24 protein-coding genes and 1 tRNA gene are annotated in these 24,080 nt (G+C 48.1%); 17 read left to right on the top strand and 8 right to left on the bottom strand.

Features of this window, described 5'->3' with window-relative positions; all coding sequences use genetic code 11:
• Nucleotides 1–2: 2 nt before the first annotated feature.
• The gene (locus ACT3TR_RS14070; protein WP_444625422.1) at nt 3–1,139 is read right to left on the bottom strand and encodes an ABC transporter substrate-binding protein; all 1,137 of its coding nucleotides are present in this window, start codon (nt 1,137–1,139) and stop codon (nt 3–5) included.
• 152 nt (nt 1,140–1,291) lie between these two features.
• On the opposite strand from ACT3TR_RS14070, the gene ACT3TR_RS14065 reads away from it, so the two are divergent.
• From ACT3TR_RS14065 to ACT3TR_RS14055, 3 genes are all read left to right on the top strand, one after another.
• On the top strand, nt 1,292–2,998 hold the full coding sequence (locus tag ACT3TR_RS14065; protein ID WP_441686068.1) for a potassium/proton antiporter: 1,707 nt from the start codon (nt 1,292–1,294) through the stop codon (nt 2,996–2,998).
• A 48-nt stretch (nt 2,999–3,046) separates the two neighbouring features.
• Nucleotides 3,047–3,137: transfer RNA gene (locus ACT3TR_RS14060), tRNA-Ser, on the top strand.
• Nucleotides 3,138–3,627: 490 nt separating this feature from the next.
• Nucleotides 3,628–4,521: a bacteriophage abortive infection AbiH family protein gene (locus ACT3TR_RS14055; RefSeq protein WP_444625423.1), complete on the top strand. Its 894-nt coding sequence runs from the start codon at nt 3,628–3,630 to the stop codon at nt 4,519–4,521.
• Nucleotides 4,522–4,610: 89 nt separating this feature from the next.
• Here ACT3TR_RS14055 and ACT3TR_RS14050 read toward each other — a convergent pair whose 3' ends face one another.
• Complete coding sequence (locus ACT3TR_RS14050; RefSeq protein WP_444625424.1) at nt 4,611–6,158, bottom strand: hypothetical protein; 1,548 nt, start codon at nt 6,156–6,158, stop codon at nt 4,611–4,613.
• A gap of 791 nt (nt 6,159–6,949) precedes the next feature.
• Nucleotides 6,950–7,846 carry a LysR family transcriptional regulator gene (locus ACT3TR_RS14045; protein WP_444625425.1) on the bottom strand — a complete coding sequence of 299 codons (897 nt, stop codon included), beginning with the start codon at nt 7,844–7,846 and terminating at the stop codon, nt 6,950–6,952.
• Between the two features lie 158 nt (nt 7,847–8,004).
• Here ACT3TR_RS14045 and ACT3TR_RS14040 point away from each other — a divergent pair, with 158 nt between their 5' ends.
• The 3 genes from ACT3TR_RS14040 to ACT3TR_RS14030 all read left to right on the top strand — a co-directional run bounded on the left by ACT3TR_RS14040 (nt 8,005) and on the right by ACT3TR_RS14030 (nt 9,247).
• Complete coding sequence (locus tag ACT3TR_RS14040) at nt 8,005–8,622, top strand: FMN-dependent NADH-azoreductase (protein ID WP_444625426.1); 618 nt, start codon at nt 8,005–8,007, stop codon at nt 8,620–8,622.
• Between the two features lie 141 nt (nt 8,623–8,763).
• Nucleotides 8,764–8,916 (top strand): hypothetical protein, encoded by a 153-nt coding sequence (locus ACT3TR_RS14035; protein WP_444625427.1) that lies wholly within the window; start codon nt 8,764–8,766, stop codon nt 8,914–8,916.
• A gap of 13 nt (nt 8,917–8,929) precedes the next feature.
• On the top strand, nt 8,930–9,247 hold the full coding sequence (locus ACT3TR_RS14030) for a prolyl oligopeptidase family serine peptidase (RefSeq protein ID WP_444625428.1): 318 nt from the start codon (nt 8,930–8,932) through the stop codon (nt 9,245–9,247).
• A gap of 175 nt (nt 9,248–9,422) precedes the next feature.
• Here ACT3TR_RS14030 and ACT3TR_RS14025 read toward each other — a convergent pair whose 3' ends face one another.
• Nucleotides 9,423–10,103 carry a GntR family transcriptional regulator gene (locus tag ACT3TR_RS14025; protein ID WP_096279979.1) on the bottom strand — a complete coding sequence of 227 codons (681 nt, stop codon included), beginning with the start codon at nt 10,101–10,103 and terminating at the stop codon, nt 9,423–9,425.
• Nucleotides 10,104–10,230: 127 nt separating this feature from the next.
• On the opposite strand from ACT3TR_RS14025, the gene ACT3TR_RS14020 reads away from it, so the two are divergent.
• The 3 genes from ACT3TR_RS14020 (at nt 10,231) to ACT3TR_RS14010 (ending at nt 15,901) form a co-directional block, all read left to right on the top strand.
• Entirely contained in the window at nt 10,231–13,629 is a 3,399-nt protein-coding gene (locus ACT3TR_RS14020; protein WP_444625429.1) for a molybdopterin-dependent oxidoreductase, read from the top strand.
• A 309-nt stretch (nt 13,630–13,938) separates the two neighbouring features.
• Nucleotides 13,939–15,255, top strand: coding sequence for a short-chain fatty acid transporter (locus tag ACT3TR_RS14015; RefSeq protein WP_096279983.1), 1,317 nt, complete (start codon nt 13,939–13,941; stop codon nt 15,253–15,255).
• 436 nt (nt 15,256–15,691) lie between these two features.
• On the top strand, nt 15,692–15,901 hold the full coding sequence (locus ACT3TR_RS14010) for a hypothetical protein (protein ID WP_444625430.1): 210 nt from the start codon (nt 15,692–15,694) through the stop codon (nt 15,899–15,901).
• 136 nt (nt 15,902–16,037) lie between these two features.
• Here ACT3TR_RS14010 and ACT3TR_RS14005 read toward each other — a convergent pair whose 3' ends face one another.
• Nucleotides 16,038–16,208, bottom strand: a complete 171-nt coding sequence (locus ACT3TR_RS14005; RefSeq protein WP_176483394.1) for a hypothetical protein — start codon at nt 16,206–16,208, stop codon at nt 16,038–16,040.
• A 229-nt stretch (nt 16,209–16,437) separates the two neighbouring features.
• Here ACT3TR_RS14005 and ACT3TR_RS14000 point away from each other — a divergent pair, with 229 nt between their 5' ends.
• Together ACT3TR_RS14000 and ACT3TR_RS13995 are read left to right on the top strand one after the other, a co-directional pair.
• A complete protein-coding gene (locus ACT3TR_RS14000; RefSeq protein ID WP_096279987.1) occupies nt 16,438–16,620 on the top strand; it encodes a hypothetical protein in 183 nt (60 codons plus the stop codon).
• A gap of 218 nt (nt 16,621–16,838) precedes the next feature.
• Entirely contained in the window at nt 16,839–17,000 is a 162-nt protein-coding gene (locus ACT3TR_RS13995) for a hypothetical protein (protein ID WP_176483395.1), read from the top strand.
• 68 nt (nt 17,001–17,068) lie between these two features.
• Here the strand turns inward: ACT3TR_RS13995 and ACT3TR_RS13990 are convergent, their stop codons facing one another.
• Nucleotides 17,069–17,185: a dienelactone hydrolase family protein gene (locus ACT3TR_RS13990; RefSeq protein ID WP_444647236.1), complete on the bottom strand. Its 117-nt coding sequence runs from the start codon at nt 17,183–17,185 to the stop codon at nt 17,069–17,071.
• Nucleotides 17,186–17,337: 152 nt separating this feature from the next.
• Between ACT3TR_RS13990 and ACT3TR_RS13985 the strand changes: the two genes are divergently transcribed.
• The 5 genes from ACT3TR_RS13985 (at nt 17,338) to ACT3TR_RS13965 (ending at nt 19,523) form a co-directional block, all read left to right on the top strand.
• The gene (locus ACT3TR_RS13985; RefSeq protein ID WP_096279991.1) at nt 17,338–18,018 is read left to right on the top strand and encodes a Bax inhibitor-1/YccA family protein; all 681 of its coding nucleotides are present in this window, start codon (nt 17,338–17,340) and stop codon (nt 18,016–18,018) included.
• Nucleotides 18,019–18,102: 84 nt separating this feature from the next.
• Nucleotides 18,103–18,492 carry a sulfurtransferase complex subunit TusD gene (gene tusD / locus ACT3TR_RS13980; protein ID WP_096282355.1) on the top strand — a complete coding sequence of 130 codons (390 nt, stop codon included), beginning with the start codon at nt 18,103–18,105 and terminating at the stop codon, nt 18,490–18,492.
• Between the two features lie 11 nt (nt 18,493–18,503).
• Entirely contained in the window at nt 18,504–18,869 is a 366-nt protein-coding gene (gene tusC, locus ACT3TR_RS13975; protein ID WP_444625431.1) for a sulfurtransferase complex subunit TusC, read from the top strand.
• A 13-nt stretch (nt 18,870–18,882) separates the two neighbouring features.
• On the top strand, nt 18,883–19,170 hold the full coding sequence (gene tusB, locus ACT3TR_RS13970; RefSeq protein ID WP_096279996.1) for a sulfurtransferase complex subunit TusB: 288 nt from the start codon (nt 18,883–18,885) through the stop codon (nt 19,168–19,170).
• Between the two features lie 2 nt (nt 19,171–19,172).
• Nucleotides 19,173–19,523: a TusE/DsrC/DsvC family sulfur relay protein gene (locus ACT3TR_RS13965; RefSeq protein WP_441683639.1), complete on the top strand. Its 351-nt coding sequence runs from the start codon at nt 19,173–19,175 to the stop codon at nt 19,521–19,523.
• Between the two features lie 19 nt (nt 19,524–19,542).
• On the opposite strand, the gene ACT3TR_RS13960 is transcribed toward ACT3TR_RS13965, so the two are convergent.
• Both ACT3TR_RS13960 and ACT3TR_RS13955 read right to left on the bottom strand, forming a co-directional pair.
• Complete coding sequence (locus ACT3TR_RS13960; protein ID WP_096280000.1) at nt 19,543–20,175, bottom strand: helix-turn-helix domain-containing protein; 633 nt, start codon at nt 20,173–20,175, stop codon at nt 19,543–19,545.
• Between the two features lie 100 nt (nt 20,176–20,275).
• Complete coding sequence (locus ACT3TR_RS13955) at nt 20,276–21,217, bottom strand: histone deacetylase family protein (RefSeq protein WP_444625432.1); 942 nt, start codon at nt 21,215–21,217, stop codon at nt 20,276–20,278.
• 104 nt (nt 21,218–21,321) lie between these two features.
• On the opposite strand from ACT3TR_RS13955, the gene ACT3TR_RS13950 reads away from it, so the two are divergent.
• Entirely contained in the window at nt 21,322–24,069 is a 2,748-nt protein-coding gene (locus ACT3TR_RS13950; protein ID WP_444625433.1) for a bifunctional acetate--CoA ligase family protein/GNAT family N-acetyltransferase, read from the top strand.
• The last annotated feature ends 11 nt before the right edge of the window (nt 24,070–24,080 follow it).

Here is a 24,080-nt window from a genome sequence, read left to right as displayed (position 1 = left end):
AGTTAGAGTACATGTGGGTCTACTGCCAAACGTGAGAGAGGGAGCGTGTCGTCTATAAGGCCCATTTGCAGCAAGTAAGTTTCAAATGCGGTGTAGCGGTGACTGTCAACGGCGGCAGGGCTCAGTGCCATGCGGCGTAAGATATCCTGCCAGGCGGCCGCGTTGATGTCATTGTCGAGCACGGGATGAGTGGCGGTTAATAGCGCCCATGCTGCGTCATGGTTTTCAACTATCCAATTGCTCGCCTCTTCAATAGCGGTTGTGAAGCGTGACCACGTATCTGCGCGGCGCACGACGGAATCACTGTTCGCGAGCACCACTAGCCCATCGTGGCGAGGGATGTCCAGCTCCTCAAAGCGTATCAAGTGCGTGGTAATCCCTTCGGTTGCTAGCTGCGGCGGTAGGTAGTGAAAGAAACCATCAGCCACTGCGTCTGCCTGGCCCTCTCTCAATGCTCTTGTCGGATCAAAGTGTAAATTCTGAGGGGCAGAAAAATCATCTGTTTGTTGTACAGAGCGCGGCACTAGTCGTGGGATACTTAAATTAAGTCCTTCGCGGGTGGTGTAGCCATAATGCAATCCCGCTAGATTTTTTGCGTTATCAAGCTGCTCAGGCCCCATTACGACTACCGCTGTTAATGCTGTTTCAATCAGTGTCGCAATTCGAATAATAGGGGCGCCTTCATGGGCATAAAGGTGTAGCAAAGGCTGGCGCGTTAACGCTAAATCTACCTCCCCGGCCGTTAGTAGTTTGATAGCGATAGATGGATCTGCCGGTGACTGAATGTCTACCTCAAGGCCTTGAGCGGCATAGTAGCCACGTTCTTTGGCCACCACGAGCGCTGCATGCTGGGGGCTTAAGTACCAATCCAGCATTAACGTAATGTTTTTTAATGGCGGTGGCTCTAGCGCAGGCGCCGGTGTCAGGGCCATGGTCGGCACTTTATCTTCGCTGATATCCTCAATAGGAGTCCACAGTGAAGGTGGCACTACCACAACGGTTTCTAGCGTCAGCGGAATCGCTGTCTGGTCGTTTTTCTGATCGTCGTTGTCAGCGTGACAAACGGAAGTGAAGAGCAACAAAGTGACAATAACGGTGAGTAACGCAAAGTGCCACTGGCGTGATCGGCAGCGCAGCATAGTCAGTAACTCCAAATCTTGTGACGACGAAGTGTAGCCGCGGAGTAAAGCTCCTGACCAGCCCTTTAGGCATAAGCGTAAGCCGTCAAGGCACAGTAAATTAAATGGTTACATGCAATAATAGCGCTGTATTGAAGTAGAGGCAGAGAGTCATGGATGCAATTTATATGTTCTTTTTGGTGGGCGGCGCGCTGATGGCGCTGAGCATCTTGGCAAGCCGCTTATCTTCAATGATGGGTGTACCTGTACTACTTATTTTCCTAGGGCTGGGCATGCTGGCGGGTGAAGAGGGCGTGCTTGGTGTGGTGTTTGATGATTACTCCATGGCGTTTGCTATTGGTCATCTCGCGCTTGCCATGATCTTGTTAGATGGCGGCTTGCGTACTCGCCTTAAAACCTTCCGGGTTGGTTTTAAACCGGCACTTTCTTTGGCCACGTTTGGCGTTTTTATCACCAGTGGTATCGTTGGCTTAATCGCGATGTGGATTTTTGATCTCACGCTGGTGCAGGGGTTATTAGTCGGTGCGATTGTTGGTTCGACCGATGCTGCTGCCGTATTTTCAATGCTTAGTGGCAGCGGCGTTAATCTTAATGAGCGGGTAGGGGCTACGCTTGAAATAGAGTCAGGCACCAACGACCCGATGGCGATTTTCCTGACGCTAATGTTGGTGGAGTTGCTGGTAGGTGAGATTGGCGGCCCAACGGACACGCTGCTATTTTTCATTTCGCAATTTGGAATTGGCTTAATTGTTGGGATCGGCGGTGGCTGGCTAAGTGCCAAATTGCTGCGCTGGCTCGACTTAGCACCGGGCCTTTATGCAATGTTAGCGCTGGCGTTAGGATTTAGCGTTTTCGGCTTCGCCAGCGTATTGGGCGGTAGCGGATTTTTGGCGATTTACCTAACCGGTCTGATGATTGGCAATCAGCCGGGGCGGCACCTCAATTTCATTTTGCCTGTACATGACGGCTTGGCATGGCTCAGTCAAATCGGCCTATTCTTGGTGCTGGGTTTATTAGTAACGCCCAGTGAGCTATGGGACGTAGCGCTGCCTGCCAGCTTGGTGGCGCTAGCGCTGATATTTATCGCTCGCCCATTGGCCGTGCTGATTGCTATTAAGCCATTTTTCAAATTCCGCTGGCGCGAAACCTTCTTCATATCCTGGGTAGGGTTGAGAGGCGCCGTTCCGATTGTACTGGCCATCTTCCCCGTTATAGGCGGGGTCGAAAATGCCTCTCTGTACTTTAACATCGCCTTTGCTGTTGTATTGATGTCACTGCTGGTCCAGGGCGGCTCGCTAACGCTAATGGCCCGGTACCTAAAGGTAGAGGTGCCGGTTGGCACCGTCCCCAACCGACGGGGTCCGCTGGGTATTTTGCCCGAAAATGACTTTGAGCTATTTGTTTATGGCGTAGAAAATCAAGATTTAGAAGACGTGCCTATTCGCCTGCTGCGTTTTCCTTCTGGGGCATTAATTTCTGCGCTGTTTCGTAATCACGCCATGCTGCAACCGAAGGGCAGTACGCGCCTGCAACTGGGCGACGTGATTTGCGTTATTGGTCGCTCAGCGGATTTGAATACCCTTAATCGGTTGTTTAATGGTGATGCGAAACTAAAACAGGAGCGCGAGTTCTTCGGCACCTTTACGCTGGATGGCACCTCACTAATGCAAGATGTGGCCCTAGCCTATGGTTTAACGTTAAGCGACGGAGAGGCGAGCATAACGCTGGCTGAATTTGTTGCCATGCGCGTAGGAGGGCATCCAGTGCTAGGGGATGATGTGGACTGGCACGGCATTCACTGGGTAGTCAGCGAGATGGAAGGTGGAAACATTACTCGCGTTGGTATTCGATTGTACTAAGGGCGTTGACTTACAAGGAAAAGCTGGTAGTATATGCACGCATAAGCCGGAGGGATGGCAGAGCGGTTGAATGCACCGGTCTTGAAAACCGACGTAGGTGAATAACCTACCCAGGGTTCGAATCCCTGTCCCTCCGCCATTATTAAAAAAGCCCCGTAAATCAACAGTTTACGGGGCTTTTGTTTTTCGATTTGTCCCAATCTTCTGTTTCAACAATTAGCTCCCACATACCTATCATTTGTCCCAAAGCACAGCTAATTTCTCTTCCCTATATTCACCATGAATCATTCTCTCATTTCCGGACTAACGTAGATCGTAAGCGTTTTTCCAGACCCATCAGATAACTACGGTCTACAAAAGCCTCTAGCAGGGATGCTAGAGAGTTAAGGGAAGGTGTTCTTGGTTTAACTTAAATTTTAATCTTTCAATGAAACAAGTGAGATTGCAAAAAAACTCAGATTTCAGAAGTTATTTTATCAGGCTAAAAATGAAGAAAGTATTGGAATAAAACTAAGATGCTCTAACTGCGGGTGTGTTGATTATGCGGAATAGCATGATAATTACGGAAATATAGAACTTAGGTGTTATCACAGTTCAGGACGATATCATTTTGATAAGGGCGATTAAAAATGACATTTAGATTATTCATTATAGGAAATGGATTTGATTTATTTCACGGATTGCCAAGTAGTTTAAATCAATTCTCCGAGTATTTGAGATCCCAAGATAGCTCCCTTCACAGCATTATTGAAGAATATCTTCACCTTGAGGGAGACTGGAATACACTTGAATTATCACTCGCGGATTTTGATGTTGATTTAGCGGTTGATGAAGCAAGTAATTTTCTCCAGTCTTACTCAGCAGAAGATTGGAGCGATGCCTACCATCATGACTATCAGTATGAGCTAGATAAAATACTCGGTGCGGTTTCAAGTGATTTAAAAAGGCACTTTACCGATTGGATATATTCACTGGATGTAGAGGCAATATCCGCTAACAAAGGCTTTAATATAATATCATCGGATATTGTATTAAGCTTTAATTATACAGATACACTTGAATTGCTTTATAACGTTGATAGTAAAAGTATTCTATATATCCATGGAAGCAGAGCTACAAACCAAGAAATGATTTTAGGTCATGCTTGGGAACCTTCAACCATTCCAAATTTTAATAATATTCCAAATCCAGAAGATATGGATACAAGGGTGATGGAGGGAAACGAATTGCTAAATAGTTATTTTAAAGATACGTTTAAGCCAACATCAAAAATTGTTCAGGATAATCAATATTTTTTTGATAACTTATATGCTGCATCGCAGGTTGTGGTTATAGGGCACTCATTATCAATAGTTGACCAACCTTACTTTGAGGAAGTGGTAAAGAAGACCCCAAGAAATATGCATTGGCTGGTAACATATCATAACGATGAAGAGCAACAATCTATCGAATGTTCTTTGAAGAAATTAGGAATAACTAATTTCAATCAATGTAAAACAGAAGACATTGCTTTGTTTCTTTAGCTTAGATCTATATAAAAGGGCTGAAGCCAGTAAAGCTTATGCCCTTATAAAATAGAGTAGATGTTGTCAACTGAAATTAAGGTGAGTGATTATTTTTCTTTTCTTCTGAATAATGCAGACACCCTTTCTCTTTCTTTAATAGCATTCTCTACTATGCTTGTCGAAGATTTGAAAAATTCTAATGCTTGTTGTTCTGCAATACCTTTACATTTAAGAAGTCCTGCAATTTTATCAGGTTTGCTTCTTTTAATCTCTTTAACAGACCTAACCTTTTTAAGTTCATTCTTTAAATAATCCCAAAAGGCTTGAGATTGATAATGCTGATTAATCAATTGTAGTTGTTCACTAATATCATAAAAGTCTGGAATTGGATTTTCTTCTTTACTTAACCAAGCCCACTCTACTAATTTTTCATTCCTTCCATTGCTAGCTTCATAAAGTATACTCAGGTGACGATTAGTGGGAAGTTCTTTTTCATCTGCGAATTCGCAAACTGGTATTAAATCGAGCATAAGCTTTAAAGCTGTTTCTTCAAAATCACCATCAATTAACTCACCGTGGGCTATCATATTTCTAAGTACTGGAAACTTGAATGAATAGTATTCAAAATATAAAAATCTTCCTAGCTTTTCATCTAAACGATCTAGTTTGTTGTTAAGTGAAGAAAAGTCTAATTCTTTTTCTGACACCATTACTTCCCTACAAATATCAGCAAATATACCTTCTACTTGAAGCGGAGCAATGCTAACAAAAGAAATAAAATCTTTTTTTTCAAAATGCATTAACATTGTTTCAATAATTTTTTTACGACGATTCAGGATATGAGATTCTCTGACAAGTCTTTCTAACTTTTCTCTTGCACTATCAATATAATCTATCTCGCCGTTAATGTAATAGTAGGCTACCTCCTTAAAATTCTCGTGAGACTCTTGGCAAAGGCTAACTAATTCTTTATGATCACCTATGTAAAGATCCCCGAACTTGTTTGAATACTCATCAAGGTTTCTATAGTCGTAGGAATCTGAAGTTTCCCACATAAATCTTCTTCCAAACTTATAAGGTTTCTGGATGCTATTAAAACCAATAAGGCTAGTACTATTTAATGGAGGTTCAGAACTTATATTTATTGCATAGGCTTGAATGTTATTGGTCATGAAATCTACTATTTCAGACCTTGCTCCTCTATTTTTATCTTTATAGTAAGTGAGTTGTTTTTTCAAATATCGCTCTTCAGCTGTTAATCTACCATTTTTTTTGTTTTCTTCTATATATTTCTCTTTGCTACTAATTCTTTCTAAGTTTTTATCAATTTTTTTAAGGTCGTTTATAATATCAAGTGATAGCTGAAGAAATGCATCGATTGGTTCGGATTTTAAATATAGAAAATGTTTTTCAATATTAGTCCAAAAGTCACTTGAGTTTTCCGTTTTAGCAGATTCTTCAAGGCCGCTATAAGCCGATTGTCTATAAGCTTCTTCAACTTTTGAGTAGTTAGTTTTGGAATCAAGTCCTAATAGTCGTTGTAGAAAGAATTTAGCTAATTGTTTCTTTTTCAAAACAAAAACATCGTTTCTTTCTAGAATTTCGACTCTTAGAGCTGATAGCTCTCCAAAATTTAAAAGTTTTTCATTCGACATTTACTCACCCTAATTATAAATTATGTTAGTGCTGCTTTACACATCTTTATACTTTGGTGTGCTTACCAGCATTTTGCTACAAAAAAATTTTGTCATCAAGGTTCGCTTTGTTGATATCAAAACAGCCAGCAAGGCACCTACATGCCCTAGAATATTTTATCTATGGTTGGCTAGGGGGGAAGGCAGCAGGGGGGTAGATAGAGGCTATAAATTGTTTATACATTTAGAGGTATGGACAGTTTTGAAGCCAAAAAAGATAACATTGCTAAGTTCAAGAAACCTGCGGCAATCCGAAGAATTCGCCTAGAGCCAGAAAAATTTTCAAATAACATCTTAATTTATCTTAAATATAGGTAAGGTTTTCTTCTCTTTATTATAGTGCAAGAGCGACTCAGGTAGCTTAATTCGTGCGTGCTAAGTCAATCCCTTTGATACCAAATCATCACCTATGCATGCTCCCTTTAATTTTACTGATTTGTCCCAGTAATTTGTCCCAAATTAGCAAAAAAACCGCTTCATACAAGCATTTCAAGAAGTTATTCCCTTTTCTCGCGAGTCCCTGTCCCTCCGCCACCTATTAGGGAAAAGCCGCTGATTTCAGCGGCTTTTTTGTGTCTGTAACAAGGGAAATACAGTTGGGGAAATCCTATGCCTGCTTTGCAGCGAGAGAGTACCTTGGCTGCAAGTATCTGCGGCTCTTACAATTACGTTTGGGCCATCTCTATTAGGTTCAACTCAGAGCTGCCTTAGTTCAGCCTCGCTGGAGTGACACACCACAGAGAGATGCGGCCTTAAGATTGCAAACGCCTTCTGAGATCATCCAGTAGCCATTGTCCAGCATGCCCTAGGGGCCGGTTACGCTTATGCGCGGCATAAATTGTTAACCCTTCCTCAGGCGTTGGATCGTTCTCAATGCGCAGTGGTACCAAATTTCCAGCACTGACTGACTTCGCTATGAGATGTTCCGGCATGCGGCACCAACCGAAACCACCCAGCAGAAAATCCAGCCGTCGGCCAAGATCCGCGAAGCGCCAAATTCTTGCGCTTGCAAGCCCAAAGTTAGCGCTTCCTGGATCGATCGGATCCGATAGAACGAGCTGAACATATGGCTCCAGGTCGAGTTGCGTCGCCGCTCGTCCAAGTTGTGCCAGCGGATGCCCAGGAGCTACCACAGCCTGCATCCGAACGCGAAGCAGTGGATAGGCAGTCATATCATCCGGAATGGCAGGAAGCAGCAAGCAGATACCAATGGCTGCCGAGTCGCTTCTTAGCTTTCGCAGCGAACCTCCCAATCCTTCGGTCGAAAAATTGACGGGCAAATTCAGAAAGGTCTGGTTTAAGGCAGATAGGCTTTCGATGAGGGGTGCCGATGGAACTAAAGGATCGATTGCAATGACAAGCTCTGGTTCCAATCCCATGCGCACTCCCATAGCGACTCCCTCAAACCTAGCAGCGCTTGCCAATACTAATCGCGCCTGCTCGACAAGCACTCGTCCTGTGTCCGTTAATACGGGACGGTAGCCACTACGCTCAAACAGCGAGACGCCCTGTATATCCTCAAGCGTCGCGATCGTTTGGCTAATTGCCGATTGGACGCGACCCAGTTTCCGGCCCGCCGCTGAAAAGCTTCCCTCATCAGCAATCGTCACTAAAACGCGTAGCTGATCAAGTGTAAGGCTTTCTATCAAAGTGGATTCTCCTCAATCTCTATCATAAAAACCGATTGACTTAATCATAATTTAATCACTTCCGGTAATTAACAAATGTCTTTATATTTTCCAAACACACTCATTTGGAGAGACACGCCGATACGGCGCTATCTTCTTTACTTTTTTGGGGATTTAAAATGGAAAAGCTTTTGGTTATAGAAGCTAGCCCTCGCGGTGAAAGCTCAGTATCACACAACATGGCGCGGAGATTTGTACAAGAGTGGGAAACCGCTCACTCTGATGGTGTCATCATCAACCGCAACCTTTTGGAGACAGGACTTCGGTTCGTTGATGCTGCATGGCTACAAGCCTACTTCACACCTGCGGATAAACATTCACCCGAAATGGCTGCCGCATTGCAGCTTTCAGACGAACTTGTTGCGGAATTGCTCGCCGCTGATCACATCGTTATTGCAACACCTGTTTACAATTACAATGTTCCGGCTGTCCTGAAGGCTTGGGTAGATCACATTGTTCGTAAGGGTTTGACGCTTGGCTTTGATGGAAGCGGTTTAGTGACTGGCAAGAAGGCAACTGTACTGATCGCATCTGGAGGTGTATACACCGAGGGCTCACCCATTAAGAACCGCGATATCGCAACTCAATATTTGCGTCTGGTACTGAATGTCATTGGTATTTCCGACGTAACGCTAGTGGCTGGAGGTGGGGCAAAGGCGGTAGATCTAGGCGATGAAAGCATGGCGAGCTTCGTGGAAAAGCTCGGCAAGCAGCTTGAATGGGCTTCTAAAGTTTAATATCAGGCAGTCCAGCATACGGCCTGTGCTCTTTATCGATATGCTGAAAGTTGCCAGTTTACTCGGCAGCAGCCCTTATAAGCGCGAGTAGATGGCCAGCACTATTTTGAGCGAGAAGCTTGATATTTCGGTTTGTCAGGCGTGAAACAACCGGATGCCGAAAGACGTAAAGTTGTGGCTATCAATCTGGCCGATGCCGAATTGGCGACCGAGCTTGCCATACCTGAGAATAAGGATGTCATGAACGATGCGGCCCTGTTCGGCGTACATCTGCTGACAGACTTATCTCTGTGATGCGCATACTCAGATGCGCCGCTTCACGCTTGATGGTACTGCTGACGGCACGGATCAACTGCCGGGGATAGGCAGCGCTAAAGTTTGGCACCGAGCGGGACAGTTGGAGAACAAGCAGAATGTCTTTGATGATTTTATCGCGGTCAGTGAGTTCCTTATAACGCAAGGCATCACGATGGAAACTGGTTTGGTTGTCCAGGGCGAATCCAATGGTGGGCTGGTAGTGGATGCTGTAGTGAACCAACGACCAGACCTTTATGCGGCAGCCTTACCTGGCAGGAAACTCAGCGACCGTTTTGGGGCATCGGTTTCCGCGCTTCGTGTACAGTAGACCAAGTGTACCGGCTGTCACTACTTCGTAATCCACGAAGATACGATTGATGCACGTGATCTGTTGCAACACTTTGAGCGAAACCATACTTATTTGTCTCTTTTTAACCTGGCGTGGGTGCGGATCGCCTACATAAACAGCCGAAGGATCACCCCTTGCTCATTCTCATTCAACATTATGACTGACTCCCCAAAAGTCGTTTTTTTCGAGTGCGAAGGTCGTCTTGTTCTAGAGCCGCCGAAAATATTGGCCTCCAGCTAAGAATGTGGTGCTGCAAGAGTGTAATAAGCTCGCCCGTCTCACCGGCATCAATAAGTTCAATAATGCTGTAATGCTCCCCGACTGATTCACGTTGTCGGTCCACCCCTGCACCCGAGCGAATACCGAAGAGGCGCATCCTATCTCGAAGGGAGAGTGCTGTCTTGGCTAACAGTTCATTTCCAGACGCCATGAACATGGCGTTGTGAAAGGAACGGTCGGCGACAAGATAAGCACGAACATCATCCTCCTTGACGGCACGTTCGATTTCGCGGGCATAGTGTTTTAGCGGTTCTGTGTCGCATGGCGTATCGGCCATCATCAATTTTGCGGCCTGTATTTCTAAAAGATCGCGCATAGCGAAAAGATCGTGCAGCTCCTTCATCGACGGTCGCGAAACCCTAAAGCCTTTATTTCTAACAGGCTCGACCAACCCGGAATTTGCCAATTCGAGCAATGCTTCACGAACGGGAGTCGTTGAAACATCGAGCTCAGCTGATAATGCAGGGACGGAGTAGAGCGTCCCTGGAAGGCTCTCACCTGAAATGATTTCGGAGCGAAGCTGCTTCAGGATGCGCTCGCGAAGATTCTGTTGCATTGGCGTGTTCACTCAGATTTTTGGATGCATTTTTTCAATGATAATTCGTTACCTTTGACAAGGCCAGAATCCAAATGCATTATTGTAGCGCGCTACAATAATGCATTTAAAAGTGCGAGGTCGGCTCATGACTGAACAAAGGTTCAAGGGATATTGCACGCTCTGCCGTTCACGCTGTGGCTCAGAGACGGTTGTGCGTGGTAACCGTGTTGTGTCTATTGAGCCCTTGCGCGACCACCCAACTGGCGGTGCTCTTTGCGCGAAGGGGCGAGCTTCTCCCGAGATGGTTCACAGTCCTGAGAGGCTACGCACTCCTCTACGGCGAATTTCTCCCAAAGGCGCTCCGAACCCCAAATGGGAGGCAATTTCTTGGAACGATGCGCTTGACGAAGTTGCTAGCCACCTGGGTGACATCAGGGAAGTAGACGGTCCCGAAGCGGTTGCTTTTGCGATTACCACGCCGAGCGGTACCCCCATGGTGGATAGTTTCGAGTGGGTTGAACGTTTCGTTAGGTGTTTCGGCTCGCCCAATCTTATCTACGCCGTTGAGGTTTGTGGCTGGCACAAGGACTATGCCCATGAACTAACCTTCGGACGCGGCATCGGTTTTGCCGACTATGAAAATGCCGACGTTATCCTCCTTTGGGGTCATAATCCGGCAAGGACATGGCTTGCCCAGGCTAGTCGAATTGCCGAAGCTCGCAGCCGAGGCGCGAAGGTTGTCGTCATTGACCCCAAGCCAAATGGATCTGGGCAGCAAGCCGACGTTTGGCTGCGAGTGCGTCCAGGAGCTGATTCGGCGATCGCGATGGGCGCCATCCGCCATCTAATCAAAACGAACACCTATGATGATGCGTTTGTCCGCCGGTGGACAAACGCCTGCGTGCTGGTCAACCAGCAAACGGGCCATCTTGTCCGCGCGGAAGATCTCTGGGGCGGGGAAGGGCCCAAGCATCTTGTTGTGGTCGATAAGAGTGGAGTACCGCGAAGATTCGATCCTTGGGCCTCTGAAGCAATGGCTGATGATTTCAAACTCAACCATGAACTTCGGCTGACCGATCGAAACGGTACCGAATTTATCGCCAAGACGGTTTACTCCTTGCTTGAGGAAACTGCCGAACCTTTTACACCGGCACATGTCGCTGACGTCAGTTGGGTAGATAGGTCCGCACTTATACAGTTTTACGCCTTACTCGAGGGTAATCCAAAGCTGGCATACCATTCTTGGACGGGGGTCGGGCAACATACCAATGCCACTGCCATCGAGCGTGCCATTGCGAGTATGTATGCCTTGACGGGCGCGTGCGATATACCTGGCGGAAATATATGGCCGACACCGCCACCGACGCGTACCGTCAATCAGCTTTCACTGTTACCGAAAGGGCAGAAGGAGAAGGCCCTTGGACTTTCTGAGCTGCCCCTTGGACCTCCATCCCGCGGATGGATTACCGCCCGCGATTTCAGCCGTGCAGCTACCGAACATTTACCTTACCGAGTTCGGGCATTGATGAGCTTCGGTACTAACTTTGTGGTATCGCAGGCTGATGCTGAGCGCAATCTGGCGGCGTTACGCGCATTAGACTTCCATGTACACGCGGACATTTTCATGAACCCGACAGCGGAGTGTGCTGACATCATACTACCGGTGAATTTGTCCCCAGAGCGTGATGCATTAAAAATCGGTTTCGAAATCAATCAGGCGGCGGTTGAGACCCTCCAGTTTCGCCCCAAAATGATCGATTGTGAGTTCGATGCTCGCGCCGACTATGACATTGTTTTCGATCTTGCCTGCCGTCTGGGTCTTGAGGTGGATTTCTTTGGCGGTAGCATAGAGGCGGGGTGGAATTGGCAGCTTGAGCCATTGGGAGTGACGGTCAATCAATTGCGACAATCCCCCGGCGGAAAGAGGTTTCCCCAACCATCGTCATTGCAGAAACATGGCCAGCTCGCGCTAAAGGATAGGCTTAAAGGATTTCCTACTAGCTCGGGGCTTGTCGAACTCTATTCTGAGCAACTTCTAGACATTCACTACCCCGCCATTGCCTGCCATGTCGAGCCTTTGGAAAGCCCAATGCACGCGGATAGCAAGGGAGCGAACTTCCCTCTTACATTGACTACTGCAAAATCCGGCTGGTTCGTGCACAGCTCTCATCGGCATATTACGTCCCTCCGTAAGAAATCACCTGACCCCATGATAGAAGTTAGCGGGACGCTTGCGCGTTCACGTGGGCTGTCCGAAGGAGACTGGGCCTATGTCGCGACTACTGCCGGTAAAGCTCTGCTGCGGGTGAAACTGAATGAGGCGCTGGACGATCGTGTGGTTCTGGCTGAATTTGGCTGGTGGCAGTCTTCGCTAGCTCTTAACCGTGCTGAAACTCCAGTATCTGGTCCAAACACAAGTAATATAAATGCGGTACTGAGCGATACAGCACACGATCCTGTCAGCGGTTCAGTTCCATTGCGTGCCATCCAGTGCGAAATCAGCCCGCACCCAACCCGGAATATCGGGCGTTGGAACGGTTGGCGTGATTTCAACATTGTTCGAATACGGCCAGAGGGTAGCAATATCATCGCTATTGAACTGGCACCTGCGGACGGTCAGGCCCTGCCGGAGTTTCTGCCAGGGCAATATGTCGCTACCAGAGTCGGCCCAGATGGCCCAGCCCGTTCCTATTCATTGACCGGCTCTGGCTTGTTCTCCAACACACTATCGATTGCCGTTCGGCGTCAGGGCACAGACCTCGAAGGGCTGGAAGGAAAATCGCTCTCAGCTTCCCTTCATAAATTATCTATCGGTGACGGCCTCCAGCTTGAATCTCCAGCCGGGGTGTTTAATCCTCCAACGCATGGTGACCGACCCATTGTCTTCATCGCAGCTGGTATTGGCATCACACCGTTTATCAGTGCACTGGAACGCCTCGTGGCCGAAAGTGGAAACACTGAAATCATGTTGCTTCATGGATGCCGAAGTGGGGACGAGCACCCCTTTTCAAACAGGCTAAAAGAGTTTCGTACGGCGCTGCCTAATCTGCATAGCATCACCGCATATTCTGCTCCTCTACCGTCCGATGAGATTGGCAAGGATTACGCGGTTCACGGTCGGGTAGATTTTTCGGCGGTCACTCTGCTCCAGTCAAGAAGACCACTCATCTACATCTGTGGATCCCCTGGCTTCATTGACAGTGCGAACCAGGCGATGAAAGCACTAGGCATTCCGGCGTTTGACATCATGTTCGAGGCCTTTACCTCGCCTAACCCTGTTCCCCTTGAGTTACAGCCTCAAATCGTTCACGTAGCAGGAACAGGGAATAGCTTTGAGTGGCGACCAGAAATGGGCTCGATCCTTGACGCCGCCCTTGAGCATGGCTTTGCGCTACCGAGCGGTTGTCGCGTCGGTCAATGTGAGAGCTGTATCTGCGAGCTTATTGATGGAGAAGTCGCGCATCTTAGCGGCAGCGAATTGGAAGCAAATCAGTGTTTAACCTGTCAGGCCGTGCCGTTGACAGAGATTACAATCGCCACGTAAGAATAAAACAAAAAGGAGGTAAATGAAGTGTGCACTCCAAGACGAGATCCCAAGTCAGCCCAAGCGGGAAATGAGAACATGGTTATGCGCTTATCACGCGTCATGGTCTCACCCTGTGGTCTGCTCGTGAAATAGTGCTAGCAGAGAAAGGAGCATAGTACTACCAGAGGAAGGGTATTCGTCGATGTCTGCCGGATGGTGGAACACCAGCATATCGATTGGGATAACACTATAAAAACTGACCAGCGCCACTCTGACCTACCGTCATCATCGCGGTATTAATCACTGACCTCCAGGCGGAACCACATCATGTTTAAAACATTCACTAACGGCTTTGTTAACGCGTTTGATCGCTACATGCCCGACCCGCTAATTCTGGTACTTTTCATCACATTAATTGTGTTCTTAGCTGGCATTGTTTTTCAAGGCCAAGCACCTGTGGCAATGCTCGGCTATTGGCAAGATGGGTTTTGGAATCTGCTAAGTTTTGCAATGCAGATGACGCTTATTCTTGTGGCAGGGTTCTCCGTAGCGCGTACGCCAGTATTTATGGGGCTGGTAGATCGTATCGCTGGCGTAGCGAAAACGCCTGGACGTGCCATTTTAACAGTGAGTTTCACAACGTTAGTCCTATGCTGGATTAACTGGGGCATGGGCCTAGTGGCTGGTGCAATTCTTGCCCGCGAATTGGCCCGGCGAGTCGAAGGTGTCGACTATCGACTATTGGTGGCCAGTGCCTATGCGGGCTTCATCAGCTTTCATGCTGGCCTATCAGGGTCAGCAACGCTGCTTATTGCAACGCCAGGGCACTTTCTTGAAGATCAGATCGGTTTGATCCCGACCAGCGAAACAATCTTCAGTGCACTTAACCTAAGTATATGCGCGGCGATCCTTATCGTGTTACCGCTGACCTGCCGCTTATTGATGTGGGGTATCGATAAGCCTGTGACTGTAAATTCTGACAACCTAAAAGAAGACGTCGTTAAGGACAGCCCATCAGAGGCGCTGCGTCCGGCTGAACGTTTAGAGCGGTCCAAGACATTAGCATGGGTAAGTGCGGCATTGGGCTTTGCTTCGGTGGTCGTTTATGCCGTAAATGGGGGTGGCCTCAATCTAAACATCATCATCTTCGTGCTCATTTTTCTAGGCTTGGCTCTGCACGCTAGCGCACGCAGCTTTCTTGCCGCTATCGATGAGGCGGCGCGCGGGGTTTCCGGCGTGCTTATCCAGTTTCCGTTCTATGCTGGGATTATGGGCATGATGAGTGCTTCAGGTCTGGGGGCTGAGTTAGCACAAGCGTTTGCCAATATTTCGACGCCTGGCACATTGCCGTTTGTGAGTTTTCTATCGGCGGGCATACTCAATATCTTCATTCCATCGGGAGGAGGGCAATGGGCGGTTCAAGGGCCTATTCTTGTCGAGGCGGCCCAGTCGCTAAACGCAGATCTCGCGGACGTTGTTATCGCGTTTGTGTGGGGTGATGCTTGGACCAATTTGATTCAGCCATTCTGGGCACTGCCCGTATTGGCAATTGCTGGGCTCAAGGCGCGCGATATTATGGGTTTCTGCGTGATAATGATGGGCACAACAGGCGTCGCGATTTCCGCCATATTGTTGTTATTTTGAAAAAAAAACGGGACAGAGTTCGTTTTGCCTACCTGTGTCGAAGCGCTATGTTTTCTGGTATTTCGTGATATTTATTTGCCTCTAGCTTTCACAAGGTTGTTGTTAATATAGCGCTTCATTGCTGGGGTTACTTGCTAGATAGCGTCCTGGGCAGTCTGTTCATTGTGCCGCTGCAGTAGAGCAAAGGCTCAAATTCGCTTTCCCATCTGGAGATACTCAACCTCGCCAACGACAGTGGTATAGGCGCGACCCGTATAGTTCACTCATAGAAGCCACTTTAATGCCTCTGACTCGCCAGGGGCATTTTTTTCTAAAATTCTCCTGTGTGCACGAGCTATCTTTCATTAAGAGTCACTTATCTTTTCATCATCCTTGGTTGAACCTATTCTTCTGCTTGTTGCTCAATAGATATGGGTACGGCAAAAGGAGATCTGCCATGAACAGTGTAGATAAGTGCCAAAAGTGCGGTAAGGACTACAACCCCGACGTTGAGATCGAATCTAAAGCGACACCTACATGTGATTCTTGTGGGGCAGCGCTTTTTGAGCCAACCGCGGAAGCAGACTTTGAAAGAGAAGGTGAGGAACATCTTATTGAAAAAGGGCTGCGAAAAATCGCGGGTGAAATAACAGGCGATAAGAATTAATTCCGTGGCTAGGATTTAATCTTTCCTATCATTTACCTCTAATGTCGACTTCTAAGCCCCTACGCTTGTCGCGGTGGGGGGCTTAGAGCCTTGCTGAAAAGGCTTCTAGCTTTCTAGAGAACCCGGCTGAGCCGTATCAAAAACCAGACGTATTAATCTTTGTCCCTCGCATACAGTCACCGTAGGCCATCGTGTCGCCCATTTTTTCTGCTACATCGCGGCAATCTGCGGTTCGTGATGAAGAAGGACCTGAGCTGCAGCCTGCCAGCAGTACGGCAATTAAACACAGTGGAATGAGTGCTTTCATGGATAACTCCTTATCAGTTAAATAATCCTGCTACATTTAACAGCATCTATGCGGTCTATGTCGATTGGCTAAAATTTATGCGTGCGAATGCGAAGCATATCTCCGCCATTGATATGCGAATATTCCTTAGAGCCGTAAAATGGCAATCAACCATCGGGTCTGCTCGTGACGGAACGTCAACGTAGGCACTAGTGTCTTAGCTGAAATATTCTTTAACGAGGAGTGGCGTATGGAGCGTGTATTCGCATGGGATCATCGACGCGAGCAAGTGGTTTATCGTATTCCAGGGCATACGCATGATGATGGTAGAGAAGATAGCGACTTCTCACCTGTCTGGCTGCCGAGCAGCGAGTCAGAGCTGCCGGATGGCATCTCCGTCGATGACCTGCGAAAAGTAACCGTTAAGGATTGATTCTATCGATGGAAAAAACACCAATCCTGCTGAAGCGGACCACCTGATACAGGCGTTAAGTATTTGAGAGATAGATAATTGTGAATAGAAATATCATCCAAAAGTCTTCTAAGAGCGGTTAACATTATTTAATTCACGTTAGGCCCCGTTGTTTATCTAAAAATAATCGTTATTATGCTGTCAGCTTGATGCTATTAATTCACTAAGGAAGATCTACCATGTTGAAAGGATTGATTGTCTGCTTTGCGGTGCTATTTGCTCAATTGGCAGTGTTGCATGTGATCGATGCACGTCTATATAGCTCTCCTCAAGATGCCCGTCAAACGGCAGTCACGACCGTGACCGCCCACAAAGATGATGAAGAAGAAGCACAAAGTTAAATAATTCTTCCATCAGACGATGACCTAGTGGCACGGCTCGCGTCACTAGGTGTTCGTAAGAGTTAGACTTATTTAGGTATCTCATTTAGCCAGCCTTTAAACGTTGCCCACGAACGCTGGTCGGCGTTTTCTCGGTAGGCAGCGCTTCCAAACACGCTAAATGCGTGCGGGGCACCGGAATAAATACCGACTTCGTAGGCAATGCCCGCTGTTTCAAGCTCACCTGCGAGTAGTGCAACGTTGAATTACCATTTGCGTAGAAGACAAGTACTTGCGTCTGGAACTCAGTAACGGCATTCTTGTCTGTCGGTAGAATACTATTAGGGAGCATTAACACATGGCTTACAACGACTCACGTATGGCACGCCCCCAGTCCGGTGGTGTGGCAAACAGTGTCAGTACGAATAAAGTATTGCGTAATACCTACGCACTGCTGGCGATGACACTCTTGTTTTCGGCAGTAACAGCGGGTGCCGCTGTTGCAATGGGCATCCAGCAAATGAACATTATCGTGTTCTTTGTCGGTGCTTATGGACTGATGTTCCTTGTCCATAAAACGGCGAATTCAGCGACAGGGTTGCTGGCTACGTTTGCGTTTACGGGGTTCATGGGCTTTACCCTTGGGCCGATTCTTTCTGCGTACCTAACGCTCCCAAACGGCGGTGCATTGATCATGAATGCGCTTGCTATGACCGGGCTTACGTTTGTTGGTTTGTCCGCTGTGGCACTTACGACCAAAAAGGATTTTAGCTTTTTAAGTAATTTCCTGATGGCTGGTGCCATCGTGCTGATTCTTGCCATGGTCGCGGGCATCTTCTTCAATATTCCCGCGCTGTCACTAATGGTATCTGCAGGCTTTGTACTGTTTGCTTCAGCTGCCATTCTGTATCAAACCAGTGAAATCATTCACCGCGCTGGTGAGACTAACTACATTCTCGCTACCGTGACGCTTTACGTATCCATCTACAATCTGTTTATTAGCCTCCTGTCGATTCTGGGTATTATGAGTAACGACTGATTTTAAACAGCGTTAGACGATAGGACAGGCCCTTTTGGAGGGCCTGTCTTTTTTTTGAGCTAGCTGTGACTAGGTATTAAGATGATGCAGTACGGTTTACTGGTGATGGGCGCCCCTTATAGCAGTCCTGCACCGCATTCTGCTTTACGTTTTGCCCACGCAGCTATTGCGCGGGGGCATCGGTTAGCGGGAGTTTTTTTCTATCACGACGGTGTTCATAATGCGTCTTCACTAATGGCACCTCCGCAGGATGAACTCAATCTCAATGAAGCTTGGCTCGAGCTTCATCGCCTACATGACGTACAATTAGATGTCTGTATTGCCGCAGCGTTGCGTCGAGGGCTAATGAGCGAATCAGAAGCGCAGCGGCATGGTAAGCAAGTCTTTAATATTGAAAAGCCCTTTGAATTAACCGGCCTTGGACAATTGCTTGAATTACAGCAGCGGTCTGACCGGTTTATTACTTTTGCTTAAAAGGGGAGTCAATGGCGACACCTGACACACTGCTGGTGATTATTCGCCATGCACCTCACGGCTCTAGTTGGTTGCGTGAAGGGTTAGATGCAGCACTGGTTGCAGCGGCTTTTGGGCAGCCGGTGGAGCTGCTATTTATGGGGCAGGGTATAATGGCACTATTAAAAGAGCAGGGTAGTGGCGCGCCAGGTCAGAAAGCCACGCTGCCAACAATCGATATGCTAGAAATGTACGATATTGATAAACTCTGGGTGCCTAAAGAGGCACTACAAAGCCTAGATATATCCACAGATGCGCTTGTCGACGGCGTAACGTTAATAGCGAATGTAGATATACCTGATTTATTGCAGCAACACGCCAAAATACTTAGCTTTTAGTGAGGCAATGACCATGTTACACATCCTCACCAATACGCCAGATAGTAGTGCATTTACTCAAATGCAGCATGCGGTAGGGGCTCAAGATACAGTGCTATTGGTTGAAGAGGCGGTGACAGCCGCTCTTAATCCTACTTGGAGCGCATGGCAGCACTTCCATCAGCGTATCTATTTGCTTTCTGAAGACCTTACTTCTAGAGGCCTTGCAAACATAGCTGCTGATAATGGACTACCTACTGTAGATGTAGACGGTTTTGTAGTATTGACAGAGCAGAATGAAAAAACAGTAACGTGGTATTAAGCATGTCTATCGAAAAAGTATACCGTTATCTTGATTTAGAAAAAAAATGGGGCCTCGATCCTGAAGGATATCTAGTTAACCAAACGGACTGGAGTAAATCAGTGGCTGAGTTAATGGCCAATGAAGAAGGTTTGCCGTTAACGCCGGCACACTGGGAAATAATTGATGTCGTCCGGGCTTTTTATCAGCGCTATGAAATGGCACCGGCGATGAGGCCGTTGGTAAAAGCAACCAAAACGGCACTGGGTGAAGAGAAGGGGCGTTCCATCTACTTGATGCAGCTTTTCCCAGGCAGCCCACCTAAAAGAATTGCCCGGTTAGCCGGTTTGCCAAAGCCGACTAATTGCCTCTAACACGCATTTTTCTATCACGTTAAGCAACATCGCCGCGCGTACACACCGAAAGCACCACTGCATCGCTATGGCTGGTCGACACGAGCGCATGGCCCATATCACTATCGAAGTAGATACTATCGCCTTCGGCTAAGACTAGCGGGGCATAAAACTCGGTGTGGAGCATGATATCGCCATGCAGCACCATTAAAAATTCTTCGCCATCATGGCGCACCCATTGTTGATACTCATCGAAACTGCGGGCGCGTACGATAGTTTTGAAGGGGATCATGCGCTTTTGGGCTAGCTGATGCCCGAGCAATTCATGTTCGTAGGTAGGCGTAGGATGTAGCTGGCCTTTACCTTTACGGGTTAAATCGCGACGGCCCATGGTGTAACGCTCACGCTTAGGTGGCGTCAGCAGTTGGGGCAGGTCAATGTTCAGGCCCGTCGTCAGTTTCTGCACCACGCTAAAGGTAGGTGACACTTGATCATTCTCAATTTTAGACAGCGTTGAACGCGCAAGCCCTGTACGTTGGCTTACATCTTCCAGCGTCCATTGGTTAGCAAGACGAATTTGCTTGAGTCGTTCGCCCAGGCGCAGCGGTTCAACAAACGGTTTGCTTCCCGATGCAATACGCAGCGCGGCATGCTCTTCAGTAGTTGCGGTCATAAATCGTCACATTGGCTGCGTTAACGTGGTGCATTTGAATATAAATATGATAGCACAGCTCAAACTCACTCCCATTAGCCAGGCCCAATAGAGTCGGGCCTTAAGGCACTTCGGCGAAGGGCAGACCAAGCAGCGCTTTTAGATGCGCCTCGACACCACTGACTAACGATTTTGGGTTATAGCCACCTTCAAGCACCGAAACAATGCGGTTATCGGCGTATCGTGTAGCGATTTCCATAGCAAGATGAGTGATCCAGTAAAAGTCTTCATCCTCCAAGCAAATGTCGCCCATTGGATCATCACGATGGGCATCAAAGCCTGCAGATATCATAACTAAATCTGGCTTAAAAGCATGCAAAGCGGGCAGCCAATGGCTTTCGATAATGCGCCTGAACTCGGGCCCATCGGTGCCGGCTTCTAATGGCGTATTCACAACGTTTTGCCACTCACTGCGCAGATAGCGCCACGGATAAAACGGGTATTGGAAGCTTGTGCAAATAAGAATGTCAGGATCGTTTTTGAAAATATCAATCGTGCCGTTGCACTGGTGCACATCAAAATCCAGTATGGCAATACGCTTAGCACCATATTTTTCGCGGGCATGGGCTGCGCCAACGGCAATATTATTATAAAAACAGAAGCCCATCGCATCGCTGGCTTCCGCATGATGCCCAGGCGGCCTAACGGCACAAAACACATTATCTGCCTGGCACTTAAAAACCTGATCAACCCCTTTAATAACAGCGCCGGCAGCCATTCTAGCGGCTTGCAGGCTGTCAGGATTCATCATGGTATCGTCATCCAATGCGATGATGCCTTCTTTGGGTAAACACTTTTCCAGCGAGCGAAGATGACGCAAGGGGTGTACCCTGGCTAATGCCTCTTCACTCGCTTCTTTAGCGTCGGCCTGCATGGTCTGCTGTAGTAAACCAGCAAGCGATAGGTGGGCGCGAATAGCCTCCAGACGCTGTGGGCTTTCCGGATGCTCTGGCCCCATATGATGCAATGAGCAATCGGGGTGGGTAAGGTAGGCGGTAATCATTCAAGCGCTCCATTATTATTGATGACACCTTAATCGCCTCCAGGCCCTACGCGACAGTCTCAATAAGTCGTACAGCCGCTATTTATGTCAGGGGAGATCCCTTTGTGAGCACGCGCTTCTTACACCATTTTTTTCAACCTCGTACACTCGCGGTGTTTGGTGCCTCTGAAAAGCCCTCATCGCTGGGCGGTTTAGTGCTGAGAAACATTCAAGAGGGCGGCTTCAAAGGGTCGCTATGGGCCGTGAACTTGAAAGGCTATGCTCAGGTATTCGGAGTCCCGTGCGTTAGCCGCGTAAGTGAGCTGCCCGAAGTGCCCGACCTAGCCGTGGTGTGCTCACCTATTGAGGGTATACCCAGTTTAATTAAAAAGCTTGGGCAAGCAGGTGTCAAAGCCGCTCTGGTACTGTCTGGCGGTGCTTATCTGGATCGTGATAAGGGCAATAAAGGCTCTATCCGTGAAAGGATGTTGAGTGCGGCTCGCGTTTCGGGTATTCGGGTATTGGGTCCTGAATGCATGGGGCTGATTGTACCGGGCAAAAATCTTAATGTTTCTTACGCCAGTCAGCCGGTAAAAGCGGGGCGTGTCGCTTATTTGGGCCAGTCCGGCATGCTGGCCAATGCAATGATAGATTGGGCCGCTGGGCGAGATGTAGGCTTTTCGCATCTAATTACGGTTGGCGATAGCGTAGACGTTCTATTGCCGGATCTTATTGATTACGTTAATCAATACTCGCCAGCTCAGGCTATATTGCTACACCTCGAGCGGGTTAATGATGCCCAGCATTTTATGACGGCCGTGCGCGATGCATCGCGTAATCGCTTAGTGCTGGCGATAAAAAGCGGGCGTACGCCCGAATCTGACATTTCGGGCATGGCGCCAACGCCCGGCATTGCGAATCGCGATGTGGTATTTGATGCTGCCTTTGCCCGGGCTGGCGTTGTGCGCGTTGATGATTCTGATGAGCTGCTTGATGCACTAGAAACGCTTTCACGCATGAAACCCCTGAAGGGGGATCGCCTGGCCATTGTCTCGAACGGATTGGGGCCAGCCATGCTAGCTATCGATAAGCTGATTAGCGCTGGCGGTAAGTTAGCCGAATTTAGCGCTGAAACGCAGGCGGCGTTGCATCTTAGCCAGGTCGATATGAGTAAGCCGGGAGAGAACCCGGTGGATTTAGGCGGCAATGCGTCGCCAGAGCGATTTGTTCAAGCGCTAGAAATTGTCGCATCTGATGCCAATGTCGATGCCGTACTGGTCGTTCACGCGCCCACTCGTATGGCGCCATCGCTCGTCACGGCACAAGTGTTGATTGATAATCGTAAGAAGTTTCGTCGCAACTTACTGACCAGTTGGATGGGCCTAAAAGAAGCTCTGAATGCACGTCATATATGTAATTTAGCCGGAATCCCTACCTACATTTCACCGGAGAAAGCCGTTAAGGCCTTCATGCACATGGTGATCTACCAGCGTGTTCAGGCGCTGCTGCAGGAAATTCCGCCCAGCTTACCTTTTTCAACGAGCCCTGAAATACGCGCTCAGTGCCGCACGCTCATCAAGCAGGCAAAAGAACAGGGCCGGCAAACGTTAACTCACTCTGAAACTGCTCAAGTGCTTGAGGCATACGGTATTCCCACGGCACCCAGCGTGTATTTATCTAGCCCTGAAGAAGCGCTTGAAAAAGCCGTAAGCATTTCGGGAAGCAAAGCCCTCAAGGTTGTCCATGAAGGCAATTGCCGTCCTTATCGCTACCGTAAGCATCCGCATAAAATTTCTGCAGGCTTGTTGCAGGATTTAGAAACCCCAGAGCAGGTGGCTGAGGGTATTCGTCAGCTGGGCGATAAAGTCGCGGAAAAATTCCCGGAGTATGCGATCCGCGAATACTGTTTGCAGCCCATGCAGCGCGGCAAGCATTCCATGCAGATCTGCGCAGGAATTACCCGTGATCCGGTGTTTGGCCCTCTTATTGTCTTTGGTATCGGGGGTTATAAGGTCAATGTCTTGGCTGATCGCCAGGTAGCACTGCCGCCGCTGAACATGAGCCTAGCCGCCGACGTAGTGGGCAGAACGCATGCGGCCTCGTTAATCCGCGAACACTCCGCCGACCCTGAGCGGGATATACAGCATCTTTGCCAAATGCTGGTTAAATTATCGCAGATGGCGTCAGATCTCAGCGATCTACGCGGGCTTGAAGTGAATCCGCTAATACTTAATCGCGATGGTATGATAGCCGTTGATTTCGCAATGGATCTGGGTACGCCGTCGCGCTTTGCGATCATGCCTTATCCAGAAGAACTACGTGAATGGATGACGCTAAAAAATGGCTGGAAGGTCGAGGTCAGGCCTATTCGTGCTGAAGATGCGCATTTAATTACCACGTTCCACCGCCAGCTTTCAGAAGAGAGCATTCGCTTTCGCTACTTCCACAATAAATCCAATTTAACGCAGCGTGATTTGTCGATTTTGTCGCATATCAATTACGACCGCCAGATGGCCTTTATCGCTGAATATTTAGGTGAAGACGATAACAAAGAGATGCTTGGCGTGGCGAGGGTGTGGAACGACCCTGACAATATTCGTACCGAGTTTTCAATCATCATTCGTGATGACCTGCAGGGGCTCGGCATTGGCAGCCTGTTAATGAAGAAGATGATCGACTACTGCACTAACATCGGCACTCTGGAAATGATCGGCAAAATCATGGTCGATAACCATCCGATGCGGGCCTTGATGAAACACTTAGGTTTTAAATGCCGTTACAACATGGAAGAGCAGGTGATTGATGCCGTGCTACGCCTCAATGAACCTGACAGTGAGTGGCAGCGGCATCGCCTCGAGAGCCTGCCAGACTAATCTCAAAAGGC

The sequence above is a fragment of the Halomonas sp. AOP12-B1-6 genome, from assembly GCF_052379225.1.
Lineage (GTDB): Bacteria > Pseudomonadota > Gammaproteobacteria > Pseudomonadales > Halomonadaceae > Vreelandella > Vreelandella casei.
Note: the sequence above shows the minus strand (reverse complement) of the source record. Positions and strands in the feature narration are given on the sequence as shown.

Bases quoted from the DNA above. Each gene is read 5' to 3' on its own strand.
- ACT3TR_RS14070 (WP_444625422.1), bottom strand. From the start codon at position 1,139: ATGCTGCGCTGCCGATCACGCCAGTGGCACTTTGCGTTACTCACCGTT.
- ACT3TR_RS14065 (WP_441686068.1), top strand. From the start codon at position 1,292: ATGGATGCAATTTATATGTTCTTTTTGGTGGGCGGCGCGCTGATGGCG.
- ACT3TR_RS14055 (WP_444625423.1), top strand. From the start codon at position 3,628: ATGACATTTAGATTATTCATTATAGGAAATGGATTTGATTTATTTCAC.
- ACT3TR_RS14050 (WP_444625424.1), bottom strand. From the start codon at position 6,158: ATGTCGAATGAAAAACTTTTAAATTTTGGAGAGCTATCAGCTCTAAGA.
- ACT3TR_RS14040 (WP_444625426.1), top strand. From the start codon at position 8,005: ATGGAAAAGCTTTTGGTTATAGAAGCTAGCCCTCGCGGTGAAAGCTCA.
- ACT3TR_RS14030 (WP_444625428.1), top strand. From the start codon at position 8,930: ATGCGCCGCTTCACGCTTGATGGTACTGCTGACGGCACGGATCAACTG.
- ACT3TR_RS14025 (WP_096279979.1), bottom strand. From the start codon at position 10,103: ATGCAACAGAATCTTCGCGAGCGCATCCTGAAGCAGCTTCGCTCCGAA.
- ACT3TR_RS14020 (WP_444625429.1), top strand. From the start codon at position 10,231: ATGACTGAACAAAGGTTCAAGGGATATTGCACGCTCTGCCGTTCACGC.
- ACT3TR_RS14015 (WP_096279983.1), top strand. From the start codon at position 13,939: ATGTTTAAAACATTCACTAACGGCTTTGTTAACGCGTTTGATCGCTAC.
- ACT3TR_RS14010 (WP_444625430.1), top strand. From the start codon at position 15,692: ATGAACAGTGTAGATAAGTGCCAAAAGTGCGGTAAGGACTACAACCCC.
- ACT3TR_RS14005 (WP_176483394.1), bottom strand. From the start codon at position 16,208: ATGAAAGCACTCATTCCACTGTGTTTAATTGCCGTACTGCTGGCAGGC.
- ACT3TR_RS14000 (WP_096279987.1), top strand. From the start codon at position 16,438: ATGGAGCGTGTATTCGCATGGGATCATCGACGCGAGCAAGTGGTTTAT.
- ACT3TR_RS13995 (WP_176483395.1), top strand. From the start codon at position 16,839: ATGTTGAAAGGATTGATTGTCTGCTTTGCGGTGCTATTTGCTCAATTG.
- ACT3TR_RS13985 (WP_096279991.1), top strand. From the start codon at position 17,338: ATGGCTTACAACGACTCACGTATGGCACGCCCCCAGTCCGGTGGTGTG.
- tusD (WP_096282355.1), top strand. From the start codon at position 18,103: ATGCAGTACGGTTTACTGGTGATGGGCGCCCCTTATAGCAGTCCTGCA.
- tusC (WP_444625431.1), top strand. From the start codon at position 18,504: ATGGCGACACCTGACACACTGCTGGTGATTATTCGCCATGCACCTCAC.
- tusB (WP_096279996.1), top strand. From the start codon at position 18,883: ATGTTACACATCCTCACCAATACGCCAGATAGTAGTGCATTTACTCAA.
- ACT3TR_RS13965 (WP_441683639.1), top strand. From the start codon at position 19,173: ATGTCTATCGAAAAAGTATACCGTTATCTTGATTTAGAAAAAAAATGG.
- ACT3TR_RS13960 (WP_096280000.1), bottom strand. From the start codon at position 20,175: ATGACCGCAACTACTGAAGAGCATGCCGCGCTGCGTATTGCATCGGGA.
- ACT3TR_RS13955 (WP_444625432.1), bottom strand. From the start codon at position 21,217: ATGATTACCGCCTACCTTACCCACCCCGATTGCTCATTGCATCATATG.